The sequence below is a fragment of the Janibacter sp. CX7 genome (assembly GCF_024362365.1).
Classification (GTDB): domain Bacteria; phylum Actinomycetota; class Actinomycetes; order Actinomycetales; family Dermatophilaceae; genus Janibacter.
In genome coordinates, this window is sequence record NZ_CP101464.1 from 1,263,081 (window position 1) to 1,285,427 (window position 22,347).

At 68.0% G+C, this 22,347-nt stretch carries 23 protein-coding genes and 1 pseudogene; 12 read left to right on the forward strand and 12 right to left on the reverse strand.

Annotated features, from left to right (window positions below; all coding sequences use genetic code 11):
• The first annotated feature begins 144 nt into the window (after positions 1 to 144).
• Positions 145 to 1,431: an Nramp family divalent metal transporter gene (locus tag NMQ01_RS06160; RefSeq protein WP_255185983.1), complete on the forward strand. Its 1,287-nt coding sequence runs from the start codon at positions 145 to 147 to the stop codon at positions 1,429 to 1,431.
• Positions 1,432 to 1,529: 98 nt separating this feature from the next.
• Positions 1,530 to 2,318: a hypothetical protein gene (locus NMQ01_RS06165; protein WP_255185984.1), complete on the forward strand. Its 789-nt coding sequence runs from the start codon at positions 1,530 to 1,532 to the stop codon at positions 2,316 to 2,318.
• Positions 2,319 to 2,325: 7 nt separating this feature from the next.
• On the opposite strand, the gene NMQ01_RS06170 is transcribed toward NMQ01_RS06165, so the two are convergent.
• Positions 2,326 to 2,817, reverse strand: coding sequence for a hypothetical protein (locus NMQ01_RS06170; protein ID WP_255185985.1), 492 nt, complete (start codon positions 2,815 to 2,817; stop codon positions 2,326 to 2,328).
• Positions 2,818 to 2,920: 103 nt separating this feature from the next.
• Positions 2,921 to 3,091 (reverse strand): hypothetical protein, encoded by a 171-nt coding sequence (locus tag NMQ01_RS06175; protein ID WP_255185986.1) that lies wholly within the window; start codon positions 3,089 to 3,091, stop codon positions 2,921 to 2,923.
• Positions 3,092 to 3,277: 186 nt separating this feature from the next.
• Here NMQ01_RS06175 and NMQ01_RS06180 point away from each other — a divergent pair, with 186 nt between their 5' ends.
• Positions 3,278 to 4,729, forward strand: a complete 1,452-nt coding sequence (locus tag NMQ01_RS06180) for an APC family permease (RefSeq protein WP_255185987.1) — start codon at positions 3,278 to 3,280, stop codon at positions 4,727 to 4,729.
• A 264-nt stretch (positions 4,730 to 4,993) separates the two neighbouring features.
• Here NMQ01_RS06180 and NMQ01_RS06185 read toward each other — a convergent pair whose 3' ends face one another.
• Both NMQ01_RS06185 and NMQ01_RS06190 read right to left on the reverse strand, forming a co-directional pair.
• The gene (locus tag NMQ01_RS06185; protein ID WP_255185988.1) at positions 4,994 to 5,089 is read right to left on the reverse strand and encodes a DUF2281 domain-containing protein; all 96 of its coding nucleotides are present in this window, start codon (positions 5,087 to 5,089) and stop codon (positions 4,994 to 4,996) included.
• Positions 5,090 to 5,243: 154 nt separating this feature from the next.
• A complete protein-coding gene (locus NMQ01_RS06190; protein ID WP_255185989.1) occupies positions 5,244 to 6,374 on the reverse strand; it encodes an RNA polymerase sigma factor RpoD/SigA in 1,131 nt (376 codons plus the stop codon).
• A 325-nt stretch (positions 6,375 to 6,699) separates the two neighbouring features.
• Between NMQ01_RS06190 and NMQ01_RS06195 the strand changes: the two genes are divergently transcribed.
• Positions 6,700 to 6,918: a hypothetical protein gene (locus NMQ01_RS06195; RefSeq protein WP_255185990.1), complete on the forward strand. Its 219-nt coding sequence runs from the start codon at positions 6,700 to 6,702 to the stop codon at positions 6,916 to 6,918.
• A gap of 863 nt (positions 6,919 to 7,781) precedes the next feature.
• On the opposite strand, the gene NMQ01_RS06200 is transcribed toward NMQ01_RS06195, so the two are convergent.
• Both NMQ01_RS06200 and NMQ01_RS06205 read right to left on the reverse strand, forming a co-directional pair.
• A complete protein-coding gene (locus NMQ01_RS06200) occupies positions 7,782 to 8,945 on the reverse strand; it encodes an RNA-directed DNA polymerase (RefSeq protein ID WP_255185991.1) in 1,164 nt (387 codons plus the stop codon).
• Positions 8,946 to 9,371: 426 nt separating this feature from the next.
• The gene (locus NMQ01_RS06205) at positions 9,372 to 9,752 is read right to left on the reverse strand and encodes a type I restriction-modification system subunit M N-terminal domain-containing protein (RefSeq protein ID WP_255185992.1); all 381 of its coding nucleotides are present in this window, start codon (positions 9,750 to 9,752) and stop codon (positions 9,372 to 9,374) included.
• 140 nt (positions 9,753 to 9,892) lie between these two features.
• On the opposite strand from NMQ01_RS06205, the gene NMQ01_RS06210 reads away from it, so the two are divergent.
• On the forward strand, positions 9,893 to 10,732 hold the full coding sequence (locus NMQ01_RS06210) for a GIY-YIG nuclease family protein (RefSeq protein ID WP_255185993.1): 840 nt from the start codon (positions 9,893 to 9,895) through the stop codon (positions 10,730 to 10,732).
• Between the two features lie 12 nt (positions 10,733 to 10,744).
• Here NMQ01_RS06210 and NMQ01_RS06215 read toward each other — a convergent pair whose 3' ends face one another.
• A complete protein-coding gene (locus NMQ01_RS06215) occupies positions 10,745 to 11,293 on the reverse strand; it encodes a hypothetical protein (RefSeq protein ID WP_255185994.1) in 549 nt (182 codons plus the stop codon).
• Between the two features lie 347 nt (positions 11,294 to 11,640).
• Here NMQ01_RS06215 and NMQ01_RS06220 point away from each other — a divergent pair, with 347 nt between their 5' ends.
• From NMQ01_RS06220 to NMQ01_RS06230, 3 genes are all read left to right on the forward strand, one after another.
• Positions 11,641 to 12,639: a hypothetical protein gene (locus tag NMQ01_RS06220; protein ID WP_255185995.1), complete on the forward strand. Its 999-nt coding sequence runs from the start codon at positions 11,641 to 11,643 to the stop codon at positions 12,637 to 12,639.
• Between the two features lie 124 nt (positions 12,640 to 12,763).
• Entirely contained in the window at positions 12,764 to 13,102 is a 339-nt protein-coding gene (locus NMQ01_RS06225) for an LON peptidase substrate-binding domain-containing protein (protein WP_255185996.1), read from the forward strand.
• A gap of 63 nt (positions 13,103 to 13,165) precedes the next feature.
• Positions 13,166 to 13,387, forward strand: coding sequence for a hypothetical protein (locus tag NMQ01_RS06230; RefSeq protein ID WP_255185997.1), 222 nt, complete (start codon positions 13,166 to 13,168; stop codon positions 13,385 to 13,387).
• A 35-nt stretch (positions 13,388 to 13,422) separates the two neighbouring features.
• Here NMQ01_RS06230 and NMQ01_RS06235 read toward each other — a convergent pair whose 3' ends face one another.
• A complete protein-coding gene (locus NMQ01_RS06235; RefSeq protein WP_255185998.1) occupies positions 13,423 to 14,910 on the reverse strand; it encodes a hypothetical protein in 1,488 nt (495 codons plus the stop codon).
• Between the two features lie 172 nt (positions 14,911 to 15,082).
• On the opposite strand from NMQ01_RS06235, the gene NMQ01_RS06240 reads away from it, so the two are divergent.
• Positions 15,083 to 15,412, forward strand: coding sequence for a hypothetical protein (locus NMQ01_RS06240; RefSeq protein ID WP_255185999.1), 330 nt, complete (start codon positions 15,083 to 15,085; stop codon positions 15,410 to 15,412).
• A 4-nt stretch (positions 15,413 to 15,416) separates the two neighbouring features.
• Here NMQ01_RS06240 and NMQ01_RS06245 read toward each other — a convergent pair whose 3' ends face one another.
• Positions 15,417 to 16,643 carry an MBL fold metallo-hydrolase gene (locus tag NMQ01_RS06245; RefSeq protein ID WP_255186000.1) on the reverse strand — a complete coding sequence of 409 codons (1,227 nt, stop codon included), beginning with the start codon at positions 16,641 to 16,643 and terminating at the stop codon, positions 15,417 to 15,419.
• 292 nt (positions 16,644 to 16,935) lie between these two features.
• Between NMQ01_RS06245 and NMQ01_RS06250 the strand changes: the two genes are divergently transcribed.
• Both NMQ01_RS06250 and NMQ01_RS06255 read left to right on the forward strand, forming a co-directional pair.
• Entirely contained in the window at positions 16,936 to 17,469 is a 534-nt protein-coding gene (locus NMQ01_RS06250; RefSeq protein WP_255186001.1) for an LON peptidase substrate-binding domain-containing protein, read from the forward strand.
• 92 nt (positions 17,470 to 17,561) lie between these two features.
• Entirely contained in the window at positions 17,562 to 17,870 is a 309-nt protein-coding gene (locus tag NMQ01_RS06255; RefSeq protein WP_255186002.1) for a putative quinol monooxygenase, read from the forward strand.
• 374 nt (positions 17,871 to 18,244) lie between these two features.
• Here the strand turns inward: NMQ01_RS06255 and NMQ01_RS15955 are convergent.
• Positions 18,245 to 19,041, reverse strand: a pseudogene (locus NMQ01_RS15955) (LysR substrate-binding domain-containing protein).
• Between the two features lie 76 nt (positions 19,042 to 19,117).
• Entirely contained in the window at positions 19,118 to 20,143 is a 1,026-nt protein-coding gene (locus NMQ01_RS06270; protein WP_255186005.1) for a YeiH family protein, read from the reverse strand.
• A gap of 71 nt (positions 20,144 to 20,214) precedes the next feature.
• On the opposite strand from NMQ01_RS06270, the gene NMQ01_RS06275 reads away from it, so the two are divergent.
• Positions 20,215 to 21,099 (forward strand): LysR family transcriptional regulator, encoded by an 885-nt coding sequence (locus NMQ01_RS06275; RefSeq protein ID WP_255186006.1) that lies wholly within the window; start codon positions 20,215 to 20,217, stop codon positions 21,097 to 21,099.
• A gap of 30 nt (positions 21,100 to 21,129) precedes the next feature.
• On the opposite strand, the gene NMQ01_RS06280 is transcribed toward NMQ01_RS06275, so the two are convergent.
• Positions 21,130 to 22,329, reverse strand: a complete 1,200-nt coding sequence (locus NMQ01_RS06280; RefSeq protein WP_255186007.1) for a Fic family protein — start codon at positions 22,327 to 22,329, stop codon at positions 21,130 to 21,132.
• Positions 22,330 to 22,347: the final 18 nt, after the last annotated feature.

The following is a 22,347-nucleotide window of genomic DNA, read 5'->3' on the forward strand; positions in this document are numbered from 1 at the left end:
AGTAGCGACGTCGCGACGATTGCTCAACAAATCTCACGTGCCAACGCTCGAAGAGTCGACAGTTGGTTGAGAAGGCGTTGACGAACTGCTCAACAATCCCTAACGTCTGGTGACTCACCCACCCCTGACGAGACGGAGCACGTGGTGGCACGCAGCAGACTCAACGACGAGTCCACACAGGCAGAGCAGGTCGGCGACCCCTCGGCACGCAAGGGCATCTGGGAGCGGATGGGTCCCGGGCTGATCATCAGCGCCTCGTTCATCGGCCCGGGGACGATCACGACGGCGACGGTCACCGGCTCGTCGTACGGCTACGCCTTGGCGTGGGCGATCGCCTTCTCCATCGTCGCGACGATCATCCTGCAGGAGATGTCGGCGCGGCTCGGGATCGCGACCGGGCAGGGGCTCGGCGAGGCGCTGCGCACGACCTTCCAGCACCCGGTCCTGCGGTTCGCGATGGTCGCGCTCATCGTCGCGGCCATCGGCGTCGGTGGAGCCAGCTATGCGGGCGGGGACACCACGGGCACGGCCCTCGGCCTCTCCGGGCTGACGGGTCTGTCGCCCAAGCTGCTCGTCGTGGTCGTCGGGCTGATCATCTTCGGGCTGCTCATCACGGGCAGCTACAAGGTGCTGGAGCGGGCGCTCGTCGTCATGGTGGCCGTGCTCGCGGCCGTCTTCCTCCTCACGATGATCGTCGTCCGGCCCGACGTCGGGGCGATCCTGCGAGGCACCTTCACGCCCACGATCCCGAGCGGTGCGCTGCTCACGACGATCGCCCTCATCGGCACCACGGTCGTGCCGTACAACCTCTTCCTCCACGCCAACCTCGCCCAGGAGAAGTGGGGTGGCCTCCCCAAGGACCGCGCGATCCGTGACGCCAAGGTCGACACGATCGTGTCGATCCTGATCGGCGGCGTCATCACCCTCGCGATCATGATCACCGCAGCTGCCGCGATGTGGACGAAGGGAGTGACCGCCGAGTCGGGTGCGGACATGGCCACGCAGCTGGAGCCGCTGCTCGGCGCGGCCGCGCCGTACGTCTTCGCGCTGGGGCTCTTCGCCGCCGGCATGACGAGCGCCGTCGCCGGTCCGCTCGGCGCCGCCTACGCGATCTGCGGAGTCATGGGCTGGGGGAGCGACCTGAAGTCGCCCCGATTTCGAGCCGTGTGGATCGCGGTCATGGGGATCGGCATGGTCATCGCCCTCACCGGGGTCAACCCGATCCAGATCATCCTGCTGGCCCAGGCCGCCAACGGCTTGCTCCTGCCGATCGTCGCCGGCTTCCTCCTCGTGGTGATGAGCCGCTCGTCCGTGCTCGGCCGCCACAAGAACGGCCCGGTCGCCACGACGCTCGGTGTGCTGGTCTTCATCGTCGTCACCGGGCTGGCGATCTACCAGTTCGCCGACATCCTCGGGCTGCTGCCGGAGTGACCTTGAGCGCTGCCTGACACGCCGACGGTTGCGGACCTCCCTTCGACACGGTGTCATGGAGGCGACGCGACAGGGGGTCGCGACGAAGGGGAATCGGTATGTACCGCACCGCAATCACGTCCTGCGCCGCCGCGCTGCTGCTCGTGGGCGCCACTGCCTGCGGGTCGGGGGATGACGCCGGCGACTCGCCCACCGTCATGGAGACGACCTCGGTGAGCACGACCGAAGGGGGCGAGACCGAGACCTCGTCGTCGACCACGGCGCCGTCGAGCACGTCATCCTCCGTCGAGTCCACGACCACGACCTCCAGCCCCACGTCGAGCGAGGCGGACGGCGATGACGACGGTGACGACGACGGCGCCGCGGGACCTGCGACTCAGGTCGTCAACGTCTGGGTCGACGACTCGTGGAAGGTCGAGGAGGTCGACGAGGACGTGTGCGGCGGGTCGGCCTACCAGTCGCAGTTCTCGACGCAGGACGACGTCTACACGTGCGGGGCGACGGCATCGAGCGCCCTCGCCTGCCTCGACGACGAGGGCGGCGAGACGGCCACGTGTGTCGCCAACGGCCAGGACCGCATCGCGATCCACTTCCCGCACCAGCCGATCGACCCCGCCAAGGTCAGCAAGCGCGAGGCCGAGGCCATCCCGCTCTACGTCGAGCTCGGCGACGGCACGACGTGCGGGGTGCTCAGCCACGACCAGGCCCAGCACTGGGACGACATGTTCAGCTGGTACGGCTGCTCCGACGGCTCCGAGCTGCTGACCGAGGAGCAGATCGCCGACACCTTCGACGACGACGAGCAGGCGTGGACCGTGGAGCGCTCGACCAACAAGGGCAAGCCGGTGGAGACTCCTGTGGCCAAGGCGGTCTTCGCCGGGAAGTAGAGGCTGGTCACCGTGGGGTCAGGCAGGAGATCTCCAGACGAGACCCACCCGCGAACTCACGAGCAGAGCTGTCCGCCAGCAGCATCCGGGTGCCGTGCCTCTCGGGTGGGCCAGCGGTGACGACCTCGGCAAGGGGCAGCCATGCGCCCCCTTCGGACCGGCCGCGGACCAGCCACGTCGTGCGCGGCGCGCTCCACACGAAGGGCTCCACCACCGTGACGACGACATCGCGCAGGGTGGCGTCGCCCGCGAGCTCGACCTGACGGTGCAGGTCGACCTGGTCGCCTGAGTGGGCGTCGACGCGCTGGGTGTCGACGAGGAGGGCGCCGGGGGCGCGGGGCTCGAGCAGGGGGCCGACGACGGTCCAGCCGTCCGCATCGGGCACTCGACGCGCCGCTTCGTCCCGCGTGATGACCGCGGGCCGGTTGGCGGGCTGCATGTCCCACCACGCGCCGCACCGGCTGCAGTGGCGGATCTGCACCCAGTCGGCTGTCGCCACCTGGCGCACGCTGGGGTGGCGGGCTGCGTGGATGCACGCCGCGGTGCACACCTCACAGGCGCCTGCGTAGCTCGACATCAGTGGACTCAGCGCGAGGCGACGATCACCGGGGGAGTCCGGTCTGCTCGTCGTAGAGGTCGTCCCCGTCGGTCACTACGCGGTCCCGGCCGGGCGGGGTGTCTCCGTAGGCCCGCACGATGGTGTGGACCCGATCGATCTTGGCCGCGAGACGTCCCTCGTCCGGGTCGGTGTCGTTGGTGATGTCCATGCCCATGGACCCCATCTTCCCTCCTCGCGCCGCTCGAGAGCCGGTCCTTTGCCGGTGGCGTGGTGCTGCTGCGATACGTGCGACCAGCTGCCTGCCCAGACGGTGGACTGCGTCTCGGTCCACCGCGCCTCGACGTCGCGACGATGCCATGCTGACCCGACCACCTCTTCCGACGACGCAGGAGGCGCGATCGTGAGCACCCGGACCGACACCAGCCCGCACGGCAGCGAGAGGTTCAAGCGCTCGCTCGGGCGCATCGAGATCTTCTTCATCGGCTTCGGCGCGATGATCGGCTTCGGGTGGATCACCTCGACGAGCACGTGGCTCAACGACGCCGGCATGCTCGGTGCTGCGATCGCCTTCGTCATCGGTGGCGCGATCATGGGGCTCGTCGGCCTGGTCTACGCCGAGCTCGTCGCGGCGATGCCGCTCGCGGGTGGCGAGCACAACTACCTCATGCGCGGCTTCGGGCCGCGGCTGGCCTTCATCGGTTCGTGGGGCATCATCGGCGGCTACATCAGCGTCGCGGCCTTCGAGGCGGTGGCGATCCCGCGGACGGTCGCCTACATCTTCCCCGACGTCTACTCGATCCCGCTGTGGAGCGTCGCCGGCTCGCAGGTCTACCTCGTGTGGGCGCTCATCGGGACGATCACGAGCATCGTGCTGACGGCGCTGAACATCCGCGGCATCAAGGCGGCGAGCCTGCTGCAGAGCTCGGTGATCGTCTTCCTCGTCGTCATGGCCTTCGCCCTCGTCGGCCTCTCGCTCTTCGAGGGCGACACGAGCAATGCCGAGCCGCTCTTCACCGACAGCGCCGGGCTGCTCGCGGTCCTGGTCGTCGTCCCCTTCTTCTTCGTCGGCTTCGATGTCATCCCGCAGTCGGCCGAAGAGGTCAAGGTCCCGCCCCACAAGGTCGGCCGCCTCGTCATCGTCTCGGTCGCCATGGCGACGGCCTTCTACGTCGCCATCATCGTCACGACCGGTCTGGCGCTGCCGGCATCGGAGATGCAGGACTTCGACCTCGTCACCGCGGAGGCGATGGCGGCGCTGTCCGGTGAGTTCTGGGGCAACCTCGTGGTCGCTGGCGGGCTCGCCGGCCTGCTCACCTCGTGGAACGCCTTCCTCATCGGCGCCTCCCGACTCATGTGGGCCATGGCCAACTCGGGGATGCTGCCGGCGTGGTTTGCCAAGCTGCACCCGCAGCACAAGACCCCGGTCAACGCCCTGCTCTTCATCGGCGCCATCTGCGCGGTCGCGCCCTTCTTCGGCGAGGTGATGATGGGCTGGCTCGTCGACTCGAGCTCGGTGTCGATCGTCATCACCTATCTGCTCGTGTCCGCCGTCTTCATCGTGCTGCGTCGGCGTGAGCCCGAGATGGACCGCCCGCTGCGAGTCGGTGGTCGCTCGGCGGCCGGTGGCATCGCGGTGGGCGTCGCCGCCGTCATCACCACCGCCTGCCTGCTCGCGCTCTACGTCCCCGGCATGCCCGCGATGCTCGACGTGCAGCCCTACGTGATCCTCGGCCTGTGGTGGCTGCTCGGTGTCGTCTTCCTCGTGCGGGTGCCCGGGGGAGTGGCGCCCGGTCAGGATGCTGAGGAGCGGCTGCTGGAGAGGCTGGCGGAGCGGCGGTCCTCCGCTTCCTGAGGCGAAGGGGGTTGCTCGCGCCGTGGTCAGGCCCTGAGCGTGGCGACGTCGTAGGCGTCGATCTGCGGGTCGCTCGTCACCACGATCGCTTCCTCGCAGAGGGCCTGTGCGACCAGGAGCCTGTCGAAGGGGTCGCGGTGGTGCCAGCGCTCAGCAGTGGTTCGTTGCCTGGGTCGCTGATGAGTTCCGTGGCCTCGGGCGAGATGGAGTCGCGGTCGCCGAGGAGCAGGCGGACCACGACATTGGTGTCGAGCAGATATCGCGTCATGAGTAGTCGGCGAAGTCGGCCACGGGCGCGTCGAAGTCGTCGGGCAAGGAGCCGGCGAGGTCGCCCCAGATCATGCGCTGCTCGGTGACCAAGGGCGCAGGGCTGAGATCGCGACCCGGTGGGCGCCCCGCCGGATGACGATCGTCTCGCCAGCCTCCACCCTCCGCAGCAGTCGGGAGAGGTGGGTCTTGGCCTCGTGCACCGTGACCTCCATACCGTCAACGGTAAGTTGGTCAATTTGGTTGGTTAACGTGTCTCGACGCGCTCGCGAAGGGCATCGAGTGCCCTCTTCTCGATCTGGCGGATCCGCTCGCGGGTGACGCCGAAGCGCTTGCCGATCTCGTCGAGGGTCATCGGCGGCTGACCGGTGAGCCCGTGCCGCAGCTGCAGCACGGTGACCGCGCGAGTGCCGAGGCCAGGCAGCTCGACCAGGCTCTCGAGCAGGTCGTGGACGTCGGCCTCGTCGTCGAGCCGGTCGATGCACTGCTCGATCGGGTCGAGGCCCGGGTCGTCGTCGACGACGTCGAGCTCTGCGCCGACCTGGTCGAGGCTCAGGCACGGCCGCAGATGGGTCTGGGCCTTCGCGATGTCGTCACTCGTCGCGTCGAGACCGAGCCGGCCGGGGTCGGCGAGGGCCTCCTGCCAGGTGAGTCCCTCCCTTCGCCTTGGGGTGTCGATGCGACGCGCGGACTCGAGGGCATGGACCGGGATGCGGACCACGCGGGCCTCGTCATCGATGGCGCGGCTGATGCTCTGCTTGATCCACCACGTGGCGTAGGTGGAGAACTTGTGCCCAAGCGTGTGGTCGAACTTGTCGACCGCGCGCATGAGGCCGATGAGGCCGGCCTGCTGGACGTCGTCGAACTGCATGCCTTGACCCACGCGCGGCAGCGCCTTGCGCGCGATGCTCGTGACGAGCCGGACGTTGGCGAGGATCATCCGCTCGCGGGCTTCGTCGGCGGTGCGCACGACGTGCTCGAGGCCGCGACGCTCGGTGCGGCGCAGCTCGACACCGGAGTCGAGGCGCTGCTGCGCGAAGGCGCCGGCCTCGATGCGGCGGGCGAGGACGACCTCCTGCTCCGCGGTCAGCAGGGGAGTGCGGTGGGCGCGCCGTCCGAAGGCGGACTGGCCGACCGCTCCGGAGCTCGTCCACTCGTCGTCGCTGTGGTCAAGGACCCACGGGGTGGTGTCCTCGGTGGTCTGCGCTTCGCGGGCCGCGAGGAGCTCCGCGAGGTGTGCCTCGAGCGCGGAGATCTCCGCGTCGATGTCGATGTGCGCCTCACGCAGGTTGAGGCGCGAGGCCGCCTGCGGCCGAAGCCTCGAAACCGCCCCCACCCCCACCGGCTGCGTCGCCGGCCTCATCACCATGTCGGTCATGAGAACAGTCAAGCGGTGACCACCGACATTCAGCCTCTGAGTGGGTCCGCGGGCGGGCCGAACAACCGACCGGGACACGTGGTGATCCCTGTACTGCTGAGTGGTCGCCCGCGGGCTCGGTGTCTGGTCGAGCGGTGTCCCTGTTCGGGAACTTGAAGCCAGCCCGTTGAGCCGATCGAGGGGGATTGCTGCACGGATAGGTGACATCTGATCTGTGGCGTCGAGGGACGCTGCTGGAAGGATGGACACCGTGCCCAAGACCTATCCCAAAGAGTTCCGTGACGACGTGGTCCGGGTGGCCAGGAGTCGTCAGCCGGGTTAGCAGTTGAAGCAGATCGCTGCTGACTTCGGGATCAGCGAGTCGTGCCTGACGAACTGGTTCAAGCGCGCTGACGTCGAGGACGGGAACGCGACAGCCATCACGAGCGAGCAGAACGCTGACCATCGGGATGCGAAGAGACGCATCCGTTTGCTGGAGCAGGAGAACGAGGTCCTGCGTCGAGCGGCGGCATACCTGTCGCAGGCGAACCTGCCGGGAAAATGAGAGAGCTGTGAGAGATGAACTCGAAGGATCACGCGGTGGCCGCGCCTACGTCCACGACCGAGACGAACTCAGGCACCGCGCTACACCACTATCGGGGACTCAACTGAACGGGCGAAGGCCAGGACCGGCGACGATCTGGACCAGGCTCCGGGGGCCGTCTTCGAGTCTGGGTTAGGGAAGGGAAGCTTGATGGACTCATCGTTACCAGCAGGACCTCGAGGAGGGCCCCGACCCGGTCCGCGCAATAAAGTGAAGAGTTTGAGGGACCGTCAATAACGAGCGGGTGCAGGTATTTCAAAGATCGACTATATCGTGGCTTGATTGACGCACCTCAGAGTCGAGTCGTAGGACGAAATCCGTGCACGCTGTGAGGCATTGCTTGAGTGAGTCACCGGAAAGTGATAACCGGCCATCGACCACGACTACTCCAAGGCTCGCGCCCTTTAGCGCTTCGCTCGGCTTCTGCTTGCGAGTGAGACTGCCCCGGCCATGGGCAATCCCATTTCGGACCCAGACGGCGCAGTCGAACAGTTGCCACTCGGGCCACTGCTGAATTGACGTGTGCAGTCCCCAATTCAGAGTGTCCCTTCGTGAATCCCAGCTTTGGTATGCGTTTTTACGATGCCTCTTAACGAGCTCTTTCGCCACGCCTTGGGCCGTGGTCTCCGCAGCCTCTAGGAGGAACTCGACAATTTTGTCTGAATAGAACTCGACGTAACTGACTAGACTCGTCCAGGTACCCGCTAATACTAGGTTGCGGGTGTGTGAATCGGCCGCATTTCGGGTCAACGTCTCCGCGCAGCCGCCCTCCGAGTGTCTCAGTAGGAGCAGGGTCTCTTCGGTTGCTCCGAGGATCGGCTGGATCATGAGTTCGTGACGATCCGTCGTAGGAGTGGTTCATCGAAGGCCTTTGCGCCTTTGGTTGGATCGTCTACGTGAGACATGGCCGCGGCGTAAAAGATACTTAGTGCGGTCGGCGCTGAGTTGTTAAAGTTCATGATTTGGGGAGCGTCAACCTCATGATGGCGTGCGAGGACCCAGACCCCATGGGCGCTCAAAATTGCATTCGATCGACTTTCCGTCTCATGACGGATCCATTCAATGCGTGAGGTTCGATTTCGCTTGAGGGTCAGGCATCCGGTCGCGTCGTAGGCATGGATAATCCAAGTCTTTTGCCAGTCGTTCAGGGCCGCTTTATGGGCCAGCTCATCCAAGACGGCCGCAATTCTGGTGCGAGACCTTTTGGCTTGACCAAGTTGAATGAGGTATCGCATTGCGCTGGGCGTGACGGGAGCCATGAACCGAACAATTTCTGCCACGGAGTCGAGTGCGCGAAGGTCTTTGCTCTTAGCGAGAGAAGATAGGGCTCTTCTTGCCATCCTAACTTCGGCGGCTCCCGCGTCCCTCAGGGAGAGCTGGGCGTCGCCGTCCGGTGTGGGGGAAAATCTCTCGAGATACTCGGCGGCGCTGTCTGGATCTTGATCGAAATCGTCAGTGTAGTCGCCGACGATGTCCTCAGCGTCTTCCTTTTGTATTGGCCCACCGGGACTCTCTTCGAGGTCCATGGAATCGAGGTAATAGTTGGCATACGAAGGTGTTGTTGTCTTGAACTCGTTAAGTGTTAGCCCCATTGATCGAAGGGCTTGGTCTAGATCGTCGATGGCATCCATCGTATGCGTGTAACTGGTGCATGCGATTCGAAAGTCGTCACTGAATCTCCAAACGTGGTGACCGCGTCGAATCATGGAGCGCTCTACTGCGCTGATATAAACCTCTGCCAGGATATCTGATGGAGTGGAGGCTTGGGGGAGACCCGTCGAGCGCCCTTGTAGTTCACCCAGAAATTGCATTAGGTATGTAATTGCTTCATAGTCGCCTCCGATCAGCGTCAACTGATCCCTGAGGAGTTCGTGGTCCACGTGCCTATAGAAGGCAACGACGTCGGATTTGACGACATACTTGAACTTTGTGCTAAATGGAAGAAAGAATTTCGGCACATTCGGTTGCATTTCAGCCTCGGCGGCCAAGATCGGCTCCCGTACGAATTTGAGCCAGTCGCTGGGCCCTGAGTTCGGGGTGGAGGAACCTGCGGTCGCTGCGTCGACCAGCGCGGCATAGATTATGCGCTCATGGACACCCAAGACTGGGATGGGTCTTAGGCCGTGCCGGGACTTGCGTGCGGAAATTTGCGCAGGGGCATGAATGGGCATGCCTTGTGACAATTGTGCCTGAATTGATTGGGAGACAATGTGGGCGTGCCCTTTGACTCGCCAGTTGGGCTCTTCGGGCAGGAGGCTTCGTCCTAGTGTGTCCTTTTCAAGCGCAGCCTGGTGGAGCTTCAAGCGCGAAATTAGGGAGGTGGGCATAGGTTGCATCGACTACCTGCCTGTCGCGAGCGACGGATATTTCTCAATTGGCTGTCCTCAGGGCTTAGTATGTGCCGCCAAGGTATGTTAAGAGGGTTTTTTGGAAGTCCGGGTTCGCGAAGAACTGGGAGAAGAGTGTCCCGTTCTTGTCGTGTCGGTCCAGCATGAGCTCCTTGATCCAAGCTGCGTGTCGTTGTGCAGGAGGCTCGGGAACGTGAGTGGGGAGAGGTTGTAGAAGCGGTGCCCCGCCGCTCGCTTGAGCAACTCGTCGATGGCCCCGTCGGCAGGCTTGCCGATCGTCTTGCGGTCGGCCTTGAGCGCTCCGAGCTTGACGGCCTCGTCCAGGACTGCGTCCGCGGTGGGAGCGAGAACCGCGTCCATGCGCCGGAGGACGAGCAGGGGGAGCATGACCGACCCGTACTCGTGCTGCTTGAAGGTGCCGCGCAACCTGTCGGCGACCTTCCACACGAACGCGACCTTGTCCGCGAAGCCAACTGGCGCCATCTCTTCCCTTCGTTGGTGTGGTTGGGGTGAGCCTATGGCCACGACGAACCGCGGGTGCGGTAGGGCGCGGGCTTATGTCGCGGAAGATGCGGCACAGTGGCTGCATGAGTCAGTTGAGCCCTGCCGGAGACCTGACGCTCGGCCATGTCATGGACGCCGCTGGCCTCGCCGCGGAGGACGTCGTCGTCATCCGGCACACCTACAACGCAGGTGGACTGGTCGAGGGGCAGACCCCGCCCGAGGTCGTGCTGCGATACACGCAGCGACAGAGTGTCTCGTGGAGCGTTGGGGCGTCGGCCAAGACATGGTTGTGCTTCTTTGCCGACGGCCAGCGGAGGTCGCGGTACTACGGAGCCTTCACCAACCGCGGTGAGGTCGCCGAGCACCGGACTAGCGAGCTCAAGTACTTCGACCTGGAGGCCACGGACGTGTTGTCGTCCCTTCGGGGCCGCTTGGTCATCCAGTGGTCTCTCGATGCGGTGAACTGGTCCAAGAAGGGCTCGTTGGCGAGTTCCTTCCCGGTCGTGGAGATCGCTGACCGGCAAGAGGAGGTGTTTCCGGGCTTCGAGCGCCTGAGCTTGCCGTACTGGAAGCTCGTCGAGGTGATGACTGAGTCGCGCTACGCCAACTGGCGATCAGCCCTCGGATCCGTGCAAGGCATCTACGTCATCGCCGACACCACCAACGGCAAGCTCTACGTGGGGAAGGCGGACGGGCGTGAGCGCATCCTGGGGCGCTGGCGGCAATACGCGGCCGACGGGCATGGCGGCAACGTTGCCCTGAAGGAGGTCTCGGACTCGGCGCCCGACCACCGGCACAACTTCGTCTTCAGCGTGCTGCGTGTCTACGACCCGTCGGTCCCGCTGAAGGTCGTAAACGAGGGGGAGTCGTACTTCAAGGCCGCGCTGATGAGTAGGACCCCGCTTGGATACAACAAGAACTGAAGCTTGCATCGGCTAGCTACGACGTGTGCCACGACCCCCGATGTAGCGAGAGCGAAATCGAGTGGCCAAGACTTCCTGGCGCTGCTTGTTCGCGAGGAGGCCGGACACGAAGCCTACGGCGATGGCGGAGATCGCGGCGCCCATCGAATTCCACAGCAAGACGCTCGAACCCATGACGACGAGCATCCATCCGATGAATGAAGGCGGACCCTTCGACAACAGGTCCTGGTCGTCGGCGGACAGGGTCTCGTCGATGCGAATGGGGAAGATGCGTTGGGGGAAGGCGGCGGTGAGGATCAGGAGGCGTAGGGCCAAGAGGGCCGAGATGGCAGTCCCTCCGAGAAACAGGATGACGACTGCCGGAGACTGGGGCGCGAAGGCCAAGGCGATGAGGGTGAACACCAGAGCAAGGAACTGGTACGTGGGGTCCTTCGCCAGGTCGGACCAGCCTTCGTCGCTCTCGAGCACCTGGCGCAGCGCGTTGAGAGGTGTGAGCGCGGTCGACATCTGGTGAGCGCCTCCGGCGATCACCATGAGTGTCCCGATCGTCGTGCTGTCCATGCGCCCTCCGCCGTCCAGTCGAATAGCCGTCTTCAGTCCCGCGCGTCTCTTCGAGCGAAGGTACTGGGAGCCGGTGACAGGGCCGGTCGTGGCAGTCCCAGCGGGGTGGGTCGAAGTTGGTTGTCACACCTGGTTGATATGCCTACGGCTTAAGCAGCAGTGACTCCAGAGGGGCGATGGCGATGCAGCATTCGGCACGTGACGACACCAACCGTGACGGCGCTCTCGGTCGCGCCCAAGTGCGGTTCCGAGGGGCTGAAGGTTGGCGCGACAGTGAGCTCCGACAGCAACGGGAGCGTCGGCGTCGGATCGCCGGGCGGAAGTGGCTTGTTCGCGCCGTTGTGCCGGTGCTGCTCGTCTTGGTCTCGGGCCTCGTGGTTCTGGTGATAGGACTCGGAGCTGCAGTCCTGGATAGGGGAGGTGGCGAGTCAGTCCGCCCCGAACCTATGGAGAAGGGGTGGGAGCTGCTCAGGGCCTCACGCGGGATCGCCGTCGGTGACGAGCTATTGCTGCTCGCCTTCTTCGGGGCTCCGACGTTTGCCGTGCTCAAGCCGTTTCCGGCCGGCGAGGACCTGACGCACTTTCAGGGCGTACACACAGTGGAGACGCGTGGCGATGCGGAGAACCGCCTCGGAATGCTCATCTGTGCTCTCCTCTTTGGGTCATTCTCGTCCCTCTGGGTGGCCGTCCCCCCGGACGATCAGTGGCTGCCGCACGTCAGCGTTCTGGCGCTGTTCATGGCGTGGATGACCGCCTTTGCTGCACTGCAACTGGTCATGCCCCGGATGTCTTCGCGTGATGCCATGCGGTGGACCGACTCTCACATCGCGCTCCTCCGAGCGCGCCTCGAGGTCTTGAAGGTCCGTGCCTCCCAGCGCCAAGGACACGACCTCACGCCGATGTCTTGGCGGTCGTGGTGGAGACTCGGCCTGCTGCCTGGCGCGGCAGCGGTCCTGGGAGGTCTGGTTGTATCGGCGGCGACAGCCGATCAAGCTGGCGTCATGTGGTCGCTGGGGCTTGGCGCGACGCTCATGGTCTGTGCCCCTGCCATGACGTATGTCGCCGGTCAGGTGGGGTCGTCGGGATGGGCGGCGCGCTCCCTGACGTGCCTCAGTGCGACCACCGCCGCCCTGATGTTGGCCTGGTGGATCGTGTCCGCGTGGCTTCTCTGGGACGGGCGGTTGCTCCCGCTGGCACTGACCCTCGGGGGCCTGGGAGGGGTGTGGGTAGCCGTTCGAGAGCATCGGGGTCAGCACATGCGAGTTGAGGCCGCGCTCATACGTGCGGAACTCAAGCAATTGTCCCGGTTGAGAGCGCGGCACGTGCAGGGGCGAATGGTGATCTGACGACGCGACGGTCCTGACCGTCGCGGGCCCTTCGAGACGGCCCCTTCGAGACGGCTCGTTCCTCGCCTCCTCAGGGACGAAGGGGTGGGCCTCCCCGGGGATCGGTGTGTGGGAGGTTGGGGCAATGGACGTCCTGCCGATGTTTCCCCTCGGAACGGTGCTGCTGCCCGGGCAGCCCCTGCCGCTGCAGGTCTTCGAGCCGCGCTACCTGACGATGCTGCGCGACGTCGCGGCCGGCGCCGGGGGCTTCGGCGTGGTGCTCATCGAGCGGGGCTTCGAGGTCGGTGGGGGAGACCAGCGGTTCGCCATCGGGTGCGTGGCGAGCATCGAGCAGGTCCGGCCGATGCCCGGTGGTCGCGTGGGACTGCTGGCGCGAGGACAGGAGCGCATCGAGGTCGTCGACTGGCTGTCCGACGATCCCTACCCGCGAGCGGAGGTGCGGCGCCTGCCGGACCTGACGTGAGCCGACGATGACGCCCCGCGTCTGGCCGAGACCGAGCGGACCGTCCGGCGAGCCCTGACGGTGATGAGCGGGTACCGATCGCCGGCGCTGCCCGCCGACATCGAGCTGGCCGACGACCCGGTCACGCGCAGCTGGCAGCTGGCGTGGGTCGCCCCGCTCGGCGCCCTCGACCAGTTGACCCTCCTGCGGTCAGCATCGGTCAGCGAGCTCCTGCACACCACCGCGCGCCTCACGAGCGAAGCCCTCGAGCTGCTGCCGCTCCAGTCACCCGACAAGTCCGACTGACGGCCTCCGGGCGGCGTCGGCAGTCGCGCCCGCCCTCAGTCCGCCTCGACGAAGAGCGGCCTCGACGCCTTGCCCGAGGCCAGCACCTCACCCATCGTGCGGTACTCGCCCCGCTCGAAGACCTCCGCGAGCTTCGCCTGGTCGACGAGGTGCGCCGACTGCAGCTCACCACCGGCGAACTGCAGCAGCGACCCGACCGGCAGCCCGAGGTAGGGGCCGAAGGTGCGGTCGCATGCTTGCAGCTCGCCCGCGTCGATGTTGCGCAGCGCGCGCTCCTCGTCGCTCTGCGCCGACGGCAAGACGATCGACCAGCCGGACCGGCGGGTGCCATCGGTCAGGGCCTGCGCGCCGGGGTCGAGCTCGAAGCGCTCCATGACGAACGCGGCGGGCTGCCCCAGGACGATCGCGTCGAGGGCAGCCGACTGGATCGCGATGGTCTCGGTGGCCCTGACCGGTGCCGCGTCCACGCCTGCCTGGCGAGCCTTCTGCAACTGCTCGACCTGCCCGATCAGCGCGCCGGTGAGGTCGTCGGTCGTCCGCTCCCGATAGGCCTCGGGAGAGGAGAAGTCCGGGGTCGTGACGAGGAGGACGCCCCCTTCGTCCGTGGCCTCGAGCGTGTACGGCGCATACGACATCTGCAGCCGGGCGCCCGGCTGCAGCGGACCGGCCGCGCCGGCGGCGAAGGCCATGAGGACGCTGCCGGCCAGCGGCGCGAGCTGCGGGTGGGTCCGCGCGCGCAGGGTCACGCCGTCGACGACCTCTTCGATCGTCTCGGTGGTGGGTGCCGCCGGGCTCTGCTCGCCGATGGGAGCACCCGCGCCGCGACCGTCGTCGAGCAGCTGCCGGTCCGCAGCGGTGACGGTGCCGTCTGTGGCCCGCGTGGCCCAGGCACCGAGGAACCGGCCGTCGGCGACCCGCGCCACCGTCCCCGTCGGCAGCGCGAGCAACGGCACGAGGTAGGCGGCCGACTGCACGAGCAGCCCGGCGAGGATCTCAACCTCCTTGTTGCGCAGGAAGGACTTCTCGGCCGTGCGCACCAGCCAGCCGGAGTCGTCCTCCGACGTCGACGGGCGCCGCACGAGGACGAGCTCGTCGGTCCGACCCTTTTCGACGACCGTCAGAGCCGCCTTGGTGAAGGTCACGCCCATCGCCATGTCGATCGGCGCGCCATCGACTTCCGCGCGGCTGAGCGTGTCCGCCTGGGCGGCCTCGATCCACAGCGCGAGCGTCAGGTCGTCGGTCGTGGCGTCGACGAAGTCTTCCGCCGCGTAGTCCGGCGCCGTGATCGCGAACTGCGTCTCCCGGTCCTGCCGCAGCTGCCAGAAGCCGAAGCCCACGATCGTCCGCAGCCCGTCCTCCGTGTTGCCCGCCTCGTGGTGGCGGCGGTAGCGGTCGACGACCGGCCGGGCGAAGGGAGCCACCTCGGTCGCGCAGCGCAGCGTCGCCACGGTGCCACCACCGAGGTCGACGGCAGGCTGCGGCTCGGGCTGGGTCGAAGGGAGTGGGAGCGGGAAGGTCGTCATGGGCGACATACTTTCGGCCCCGGCGACCCGCGGACAGGGGGAGCGCTCCCCGCATGTTGGCTGAGGTGCGACGGAGGAGCCTCGCAGCAGTCCGACGCCCGAGCGTTGTCGGTGCCCGCACCTAGTGTTGGCCTCGTCGGCGGAGGACGAAGGGGGAGTGACCTTGGGTGGGATGACGGACGGCCTGCGGAGCGGTCTGGGCACGGGCGAGCTGGCCGCGCTGGCGCAGCGGGTTCTGGACGAGTGGCGTCGCGGGTCAGCCACTCGGGCCGAGCAGATGGAGGTCTGCGACTGCTGTGGCGACTGGGTCGACGTCGAGCACCCCAGGGATCGGGAGATGGCCGACCAGTGGCGTGAGGCGACGGCCGAGCGCGCCCGCATGGAGTCCCTGCGCTCCGGCTCCGGCCCCGGGTGGCCGGGGCCGGAGATCGTGCCCGACGATGCGGTGACCGGCTGGACTGGGTCCCGCGCCCCCGAGTGGTGCCTCGACGAGCTGCTCTAGGACGTCAGCCGCGACCTCGTCCCTTATTGCGCAGCGGCAGGGTGAAGCGGTCGAGGTCCTGCCCGATCGTCACCTTGTCGCGGTACCCCTTCTGCGCATCGCGTCGCCACTGGTTCTTGTCGACCTTGGCCGCGCCCAGGTCGGCGTAGTGCGAGACGACGAGGTGCTTGGCGTGGGCCGCCTCGGCGACGAGACCCACCTTGTCGCTCTCGACGTGCGACTGGAGCATGTGGTCGAGCGAGGCCTCGCCGAGCCCGGCTCCCTTCACGCCGATCGCCTCGTGCACGAGCAGGTCGGTGCGCTCGGCCATCTCGATGAGGTTGTCGGAGTGGCGCGTGTCTCCGCTGAAGGTCACCGACCCGTACTCGGTGTCGAAGCGGAAGGCGTAGGCGGGGAAGACCGGCCCGTGCGGCACGAGCGTCGCGGTTACCGTCACCTTGTCGTCGGCGAAGATCGTGAAGGGCCGCATCCGCGGAGCCGTGTCGAGGTAGGTCGCGTGCACGCCGGCCGGCAGGGCGATGTCGCGCACGTCCATGAGCGTGCGGATGTCGACGACGTTCATGTCCCGCAGGAAGACGTTCATGCTGTACGCGTAGGCCGCGTGCAGCGACTGCGTCATCTCGACGGTGCCGGGCGTCGGGTTCGCGGGGTTGACCGTCGGCGCCTCGCCGCCGCCGAACTTCGGCTGCAGACCACCGGCGGCACCGGGCCCGAAGACCGGGACCTGCCGCTCGATGTGGTCACCGGCCTGGTTCTTGATGTGCCCGCCGAGCATGAAGAAGTTGTAGTAGTCGGCGATGTGGTCCGCGTGCAGGTGGGTGAGGAAGATCCCCGCGATCGAGTCGAAGCGCAGCCCCGCTGCGGCAAACTGGGTCACCGACGCGCGACCGCAGTCGACCACATAGGTGCGGCCGTCGACGACGAGGGCGCTCGCCGCGCCCACCTGGTGCAGGTCCACCGGCGGGCCCGCGCGGGTGCCGAGGAGGACGAGCTCCAGGCCATTGCCACGCGGCGGGCGAGCCTTCGCTCCCTTCGACGAAGGGGAGGCCGCCGCCATCCCGGGGACGAGCGCGAGACCCGAGGCGGCGCCGACGCCGGCCATGATCGAGCGGCGCGAGATCCCGAGGCCACGACGCGCCTCGTCAATCGCCTCCTCGCGCTCCGAGTGGACAGGCTCGTGGGGGAGCTGGTCGCACAGGCAATGAGGGCCGTGCTCGGGGTGCTGGGACATGTGAACTCCTTTGTTCGACGTCGTCGCCAAAGGTAGGGACGAGGCAAAGAGGGGATCAGCCCGTTCGTCAGGCGGGAACGCCCGCCCCTTCCAGACGGTCGCTTCGCGACCTCCTCAGGGAACGTGGGGATCCGGCCCTTCGAGACGCTTGCTGCGCAAGCTCCTCAGGGACCGTGGGTCAGCGGGTGTGGGAGGTTGGGGCGATGGACGTCCTGCCGATGTTCCCCCTTGGGCGGCGCTGCTGCCCGGCCGACCGCTGCCCCTCCAGATCTTCGAGCCGCGCTACCTCGCGATGCTTCGTGACATCGCGGCGGGCGAAGGGAGGTTCGGCGTCGTCCTCATCGAGCGCGGCTTCGAGGTCGGCGGTGGAGACCACCGCTTCTCCGTCGGCACCGTCGCCGCGGTCGAGCGGGCGTGGCCGACGCCTGACGGGCGGGTCCTGCTGCTGGCGCGGGGGCAGGAGCGCTTCGAGGTCGTCCGCTGGCTGCCCGACGACCCCTACCCGCGCGCCGAGGTGCGGCTTCTGCCCGAGCTCAGGTGGAGCAGGGAGCACGCCGAGATCCTCGCCGAGACCGAGGCGACGGTCTGCCGCGCCCTCGCGGTGATGAGCGAGCACCGCTCCGACACCTGGCCCGCCGACGTCGAGCTCGCCGACGATGCCGTCACCCGCAGCTGGCAACTCGCCGGCATCGCACCGGTCGGTGCCCTCGACCAGCTGACCCTGCTGCGCTCGTCCTCCGTCGACGAGCTGCTCGAGACCACGGCGCGAGTGGCGACGGAAGCGGTCGACCTGCTGGCGATGCAATTGCCGGATGACCCGGCGTGAGCCGCGCCCCTGGTGATGCGGGGGCAGGACGTGGCTGTCGAAGGGCGACGCGCTGCACCTGATCTGAACCATGATTCACATATGGTGGACCCATGATCAACGTCGTAGCCCGCATCTCCGCCAAGCCCGAGTCCACCGACGCCATCGAGGCCGCCGTCGCCGCGGCGCGGGGCACATTCCTCGCCGACGAGGGGTGTCTGCGCTACGACCTCCAGCGCGTCGCCAAGAGCGAGGGTGAGTACATCCTCCTCGAGGCCTACGACTCCACGGAGGCGCTGAAGCGGCACGGCGAGATGGACGCCTTCGCCGAGTTCAGCCAGACCGTCGCGCCGCACCTGCTCGCTCAGCCCGAGGTCATCGTGCTCTCGCCCGTCGGTGACCAGGTCGATCTCGCGGTCTGAGGTCAGCCGCGCCGGGCCCGTTCGGCGAAGACGTCGAGCGCCGACGTCACCTGCGGAGCCGCCCACCCGGCGTCGACGCTGTAGGCCCGCCGCCTTGGTGACGACGCCAGCGTCACGCCGGCGCGCGATGACGGCGTCTGCGGTCGGCTGTGACAGACCGATCTCGCGCTGAACCATCGCCGATGTGATCGATGGCTGCCGAGAGAGCAGCGCCCGCCAGATCGCCACCGTCCGGCGGGCCCAGATCGCCGACACCCAGCCCTCTGGATCTCGATGAGGTCGCCGTCCCGGTGGGCCTCGCGCGGTGACCTGCTGCGCCGCGGCCTGTTCGACCCATCGGCTCCCCTTCGCCGCGCATCGTCGCGCCGAAGTCATCAGGGCGCGGCAGCATGAGCTTCCTGCCGGGCGACGCGCAGGAAGGAGTCTGCTGCGGGGTTGCGGCGACGATCGCGGTGCCAGGCGATCGCGACCGTGCGCGGTGTGACGTGCTGGAGCGGGAGAGTGCGCAGTCCCTCGCGGGCCGAGTCCACGGACAGCCACGAGATCACGGCGGCACCCACGCCTTCGGCGGCCAGTCCCAGGATCGTGCCGTTGTCGTTGGAGCGCAGCAGGATCTGATCGAAGAGCTCCGGACGCCCCAAGCGGTTTTCGATGGCGTGGACCTCACGCATGTGCCCGTAGGTGAGCAGCGGCATGCCGGTCAGCTCGCGAGGGTGGATCGGCCCACCGTCCGCCACGAGGGGCTGTCCTCTCGGACCACGACGACGTAGGGGTCCTCCAGCAGCTCCTGATAGCCGAAGGGCCCGCTCATCATCGGCAGGACGACGAAGGTGAGGTCGAGCTCGCCACTCTCGACGAGGTCCAGGAGCTGCTCGTCGTTTTCCGCCTCGGTCAGCTCTATGCGCACCTGAGGCCATGCCGTGCGGAACTCGCGGACCACGCGGGGCCGGAGCCGGGAGCCCACGCTCTGGTAGCAGCCGACGCGCAGCGCGCCGGACTCCCCTTCCGCCAACGCCCGCAGGTCGGCCCGGGCACTGTCCAAGCGGGCGACGATCGCCCCCGCGTGCCCCAGCAGGAGCTCTCCCGCAGCGGTGAGCTGGACCGCGCGCGGTCCGCCAGGGCGCTCCACCCCGATCAGGGGTACGAGGCCACGGATCAACTCTGTCCTCACCTACGGTGAGCGCCCCGACATGGTGCTCAACGACCTGACCTCCGAGTTGTTCCACGGCCGCACGTCGACCTGAGCGTCACGCCCCCCAGCCCACGAGCAGGACGAGCGCGAGCGAGGTCCCGGCGGCGATGAGCGTCGAGATCGTCGCGAGGGTGAGCACCTGCACCGGCAGCGGCCACAGGTCACGGGCGCGGATGCCCATGCCGAGGCCGTACATGCCGGCCGCGAGCAGCAGCGTCGTCAGCACGTCGGTGACCGACAGGACCCCCTGCGGCAGCAGGCCGCTCGTGCGGACCGCGACGGCGCCGACGAAGGCGACGATGAACCACGGGACGAGGGGAGCGGTCGCTCCCTTCGCCCCGGGGGTGGTGCGGGCGAGCACGACCGACAGCGGTGCGAGCAGGGCGACCCGGCCGAGCTTGACCGTCATGGCCAGCGCCACGGCGGAGGTGCCGATGAGCGAGCCCGCCGCGGCCACCTGCGCGACCTCGTGGATGCTCGCGCCGGCCCAGATCGCCGCCTGCTCATCGCTCAGACCGATGACCCCGGCGAGCCAGGGCACGGCGACGATCATCGCCGAGCCATAGATCGTCACCATGGCGACGGCCAGGGCGACGTGCTGCTGCCTGGCTCGGACGGTGTCCTCGACGGCGGCGATGGCCGCGGCGCCGCAGATGGAGAAGCCGGTGCCGATGAGTATGACCAGTCCGTCCTCCAGGCCGAGCCGCCGACCGACGTACTGCGTGCCCGTGAAGGTCGCGAGCACCGTGGCCGCGATGACGACGAGCCCGCTCGGCCCGATCGAGACGATGTCGGCGAAGGGGAGGCGCAGCCCGAGCGCGGCCACGCCCAGCCGGAGGAGGAACTTCGTGGTGCCGCCGTGATCGGCGATGGCCGGGTGGCTGCCCAGACGGCTGTTGACCACGACCACCCCGATGACCAGGGCGATGAGCAGGGGGCCGAGCAGCGGGACCACCGTGCCCAAGGCCAGCGCCAGGGCGGCGGCCGCCAGTGGCGCGACGAGGGTCGCTGCCGACCCTCGCTCCCTGAGGAGCTTGCGCAGCAAGCGTCTCGAAGGGGGCCGCGCGGTCATCGTCTGCATGACCACCACGGTGCCGTGGGCGCGAGCCCCTCGGTAGACCCCGAACCCGGCACGGGTCATAGTCTTGGACTATGGCTGAGCTGCCCGACCTCGATATCGAGACCCTCCGGCTGGTCGTCGCCGTCGACGACTCCGGGAGCCTGAGCGCGGCCGCACGCGATCGAGGGCTCAGCCAGCCCTCGGCGAGCGCCCGGGTGCGGGCCTTCGAGGCTCGATGGCAGCTGACGCTGCTCGACCGCACCCCGCGGGGCTCGCGGCTGACCACCGACGGGCAGGCCGTCGTTGCCTGGGCGCGGCAGGTGCTGCGCGAGGCCGACACGATGCGCTCGGGCCTGGCCTCGCTGCGGGGAGCCCGGCGGGGCGAGGTGAGCGTCGCGGCCAGCCTGACGATCGCCGAGCACATCCTGCCGCGCTGGCTCGGTGAGCTGGGCGACCGCCTCGAGGTCCACCCCCAGCTGCACGTCGTCAACAGCGACCGGGTCGCCGACATGGTCCGTAGCCGGCTCGTGGACATCGGCTTCGTCGAGACGACGATGACGACCCCTGGCCTCGAGCACCGCGTCGTCGGCGCCGACCGACTCGTCGTCGTCGTGCCACCCGACCACCCCTGGGCGCGACGCCGTTCGCCGCTGAGCGCACCAGCACTCGGCGCTGCCGAGTGGGTGCTGCGCGAGGAGGGTAGCGGGACGCGCAGCACCTTCGAGCGGGCGCTCGGGCAGCGGCCGACCGTGGCCCTGCAGGCAGGCTCGACCGCTGCGCTGCTCGGCGCGGTCCGCGCCGGTCTCGGGCCGGCGGTGGTCTCGCAGCGGGCGGTCGACGCCGAGGTGGACGCCGGAGGGCTCGTCGTCGTACCGACGACCCTGGACCTCGAGCGCCCGCTGACGGCGGTGTGGCGCAAGGGCGCTCGGCTCAGCCCGGCGACCTCGGCGCTGCTGGCGGTGGCCTCGGGGGGATGACCGCAGCGTCGCCCCCTTCGTCAGGTGACGTCAGCCGCGTCGAGCCCGCTCGCCGAAGGCGTCCAGCGCGCTGGTCACCTCAGGTGCGACCCACGCGACGTAGCGCTGCCTGCCGCTTGCGCGACTGACGATGTCGTGGTCGCGCAGCCGGGCGATCACGGCATCGGCTGCTGGCTGCGAGAGGCCGATCTCGGTCTGGATCGTCGCGGAGGTGATGACGGGCTGCCGCAGCAGCAGGGTGAGCACCCGCCAGATCGCGGCCGTGCGCCGCGCGGTGATCCTCGCCGTCCACGTCTCGTGGATCTCGACGAGGTCGTGCGCGAGCTGCCGGCCATTGCCGATCGCGGCGAAGGCGGCGTCGGCGAACCGGGTGACGATCGGGGATGCGTCACCCTCGCGATAGGCCGTGAGGGCGTCGACGTAGCTGCGGGTGTCGCCGAGGAGACCGGCGGAGACGGGGACGGTGGCGCGGGTCGTCGCGCCGGAGTGCTGGAGCATGGCGTGCACGAGGGCTCGCCCCACGCGTCCGTTGCCGTCGACGAAGGGATGGATCGTCTCGAACTGCGCGTGCGCGATCGCGCACTGCACGACGAGGGGCACGTCGGTGCGCCCGATGAAGGCGCACAGGTCGTCGATGGCCGCGGGGACCCAGTCGTGGTGCGGGGCGACGAAGCTCGCCCCGTGCGGTGAGACCGACGAGCCGCCGACCCAGACCTGCTGGTCGCGGAAGGCGCCCGGGTCCGCAGTCGGCGTGCCGTGCATGAGGGCCGCGTGCACGGCGAGGATCGAGGCGGGCGAGATCTCCTCGGCGAGCTCGACGGCGCGCCGCATCGCCTCGACGTTGGCGGCGACCAGCTGGGCATTGCTGCCGGGGCGGGCCAGGTCGAGCTCCGCCATGGCGAGCGCCCGCGCCCCGGCAGTGACGTCCTCGATCTGGGAGGAGGAGGCCGACTCGGTGCGCAGCAGGACCGAGGCGAGCGGGGCCAGCTCGGCGCCCGGCAGCAGGGTCGACAGCTCGGCGTCGAAGCGTGAGATCTCGGCCCGCGCGTCGTCGGCAGCTGCAGCGGCGTCTGCCGTGATCGTGGGAGCGAGCGTCGCGATGCGTCGGGGGATGGCGGCCTCGTACCTCGACGTGATCCGGGCGCGCTGGCTGCGGGAGAGGACCTGCCGAGGGTCGCGATCCCACGGCAGGGTCTCCCAGGTGATCGAGGTGTCACCTGCACGAGCCATGGGACGATTTTACATAGG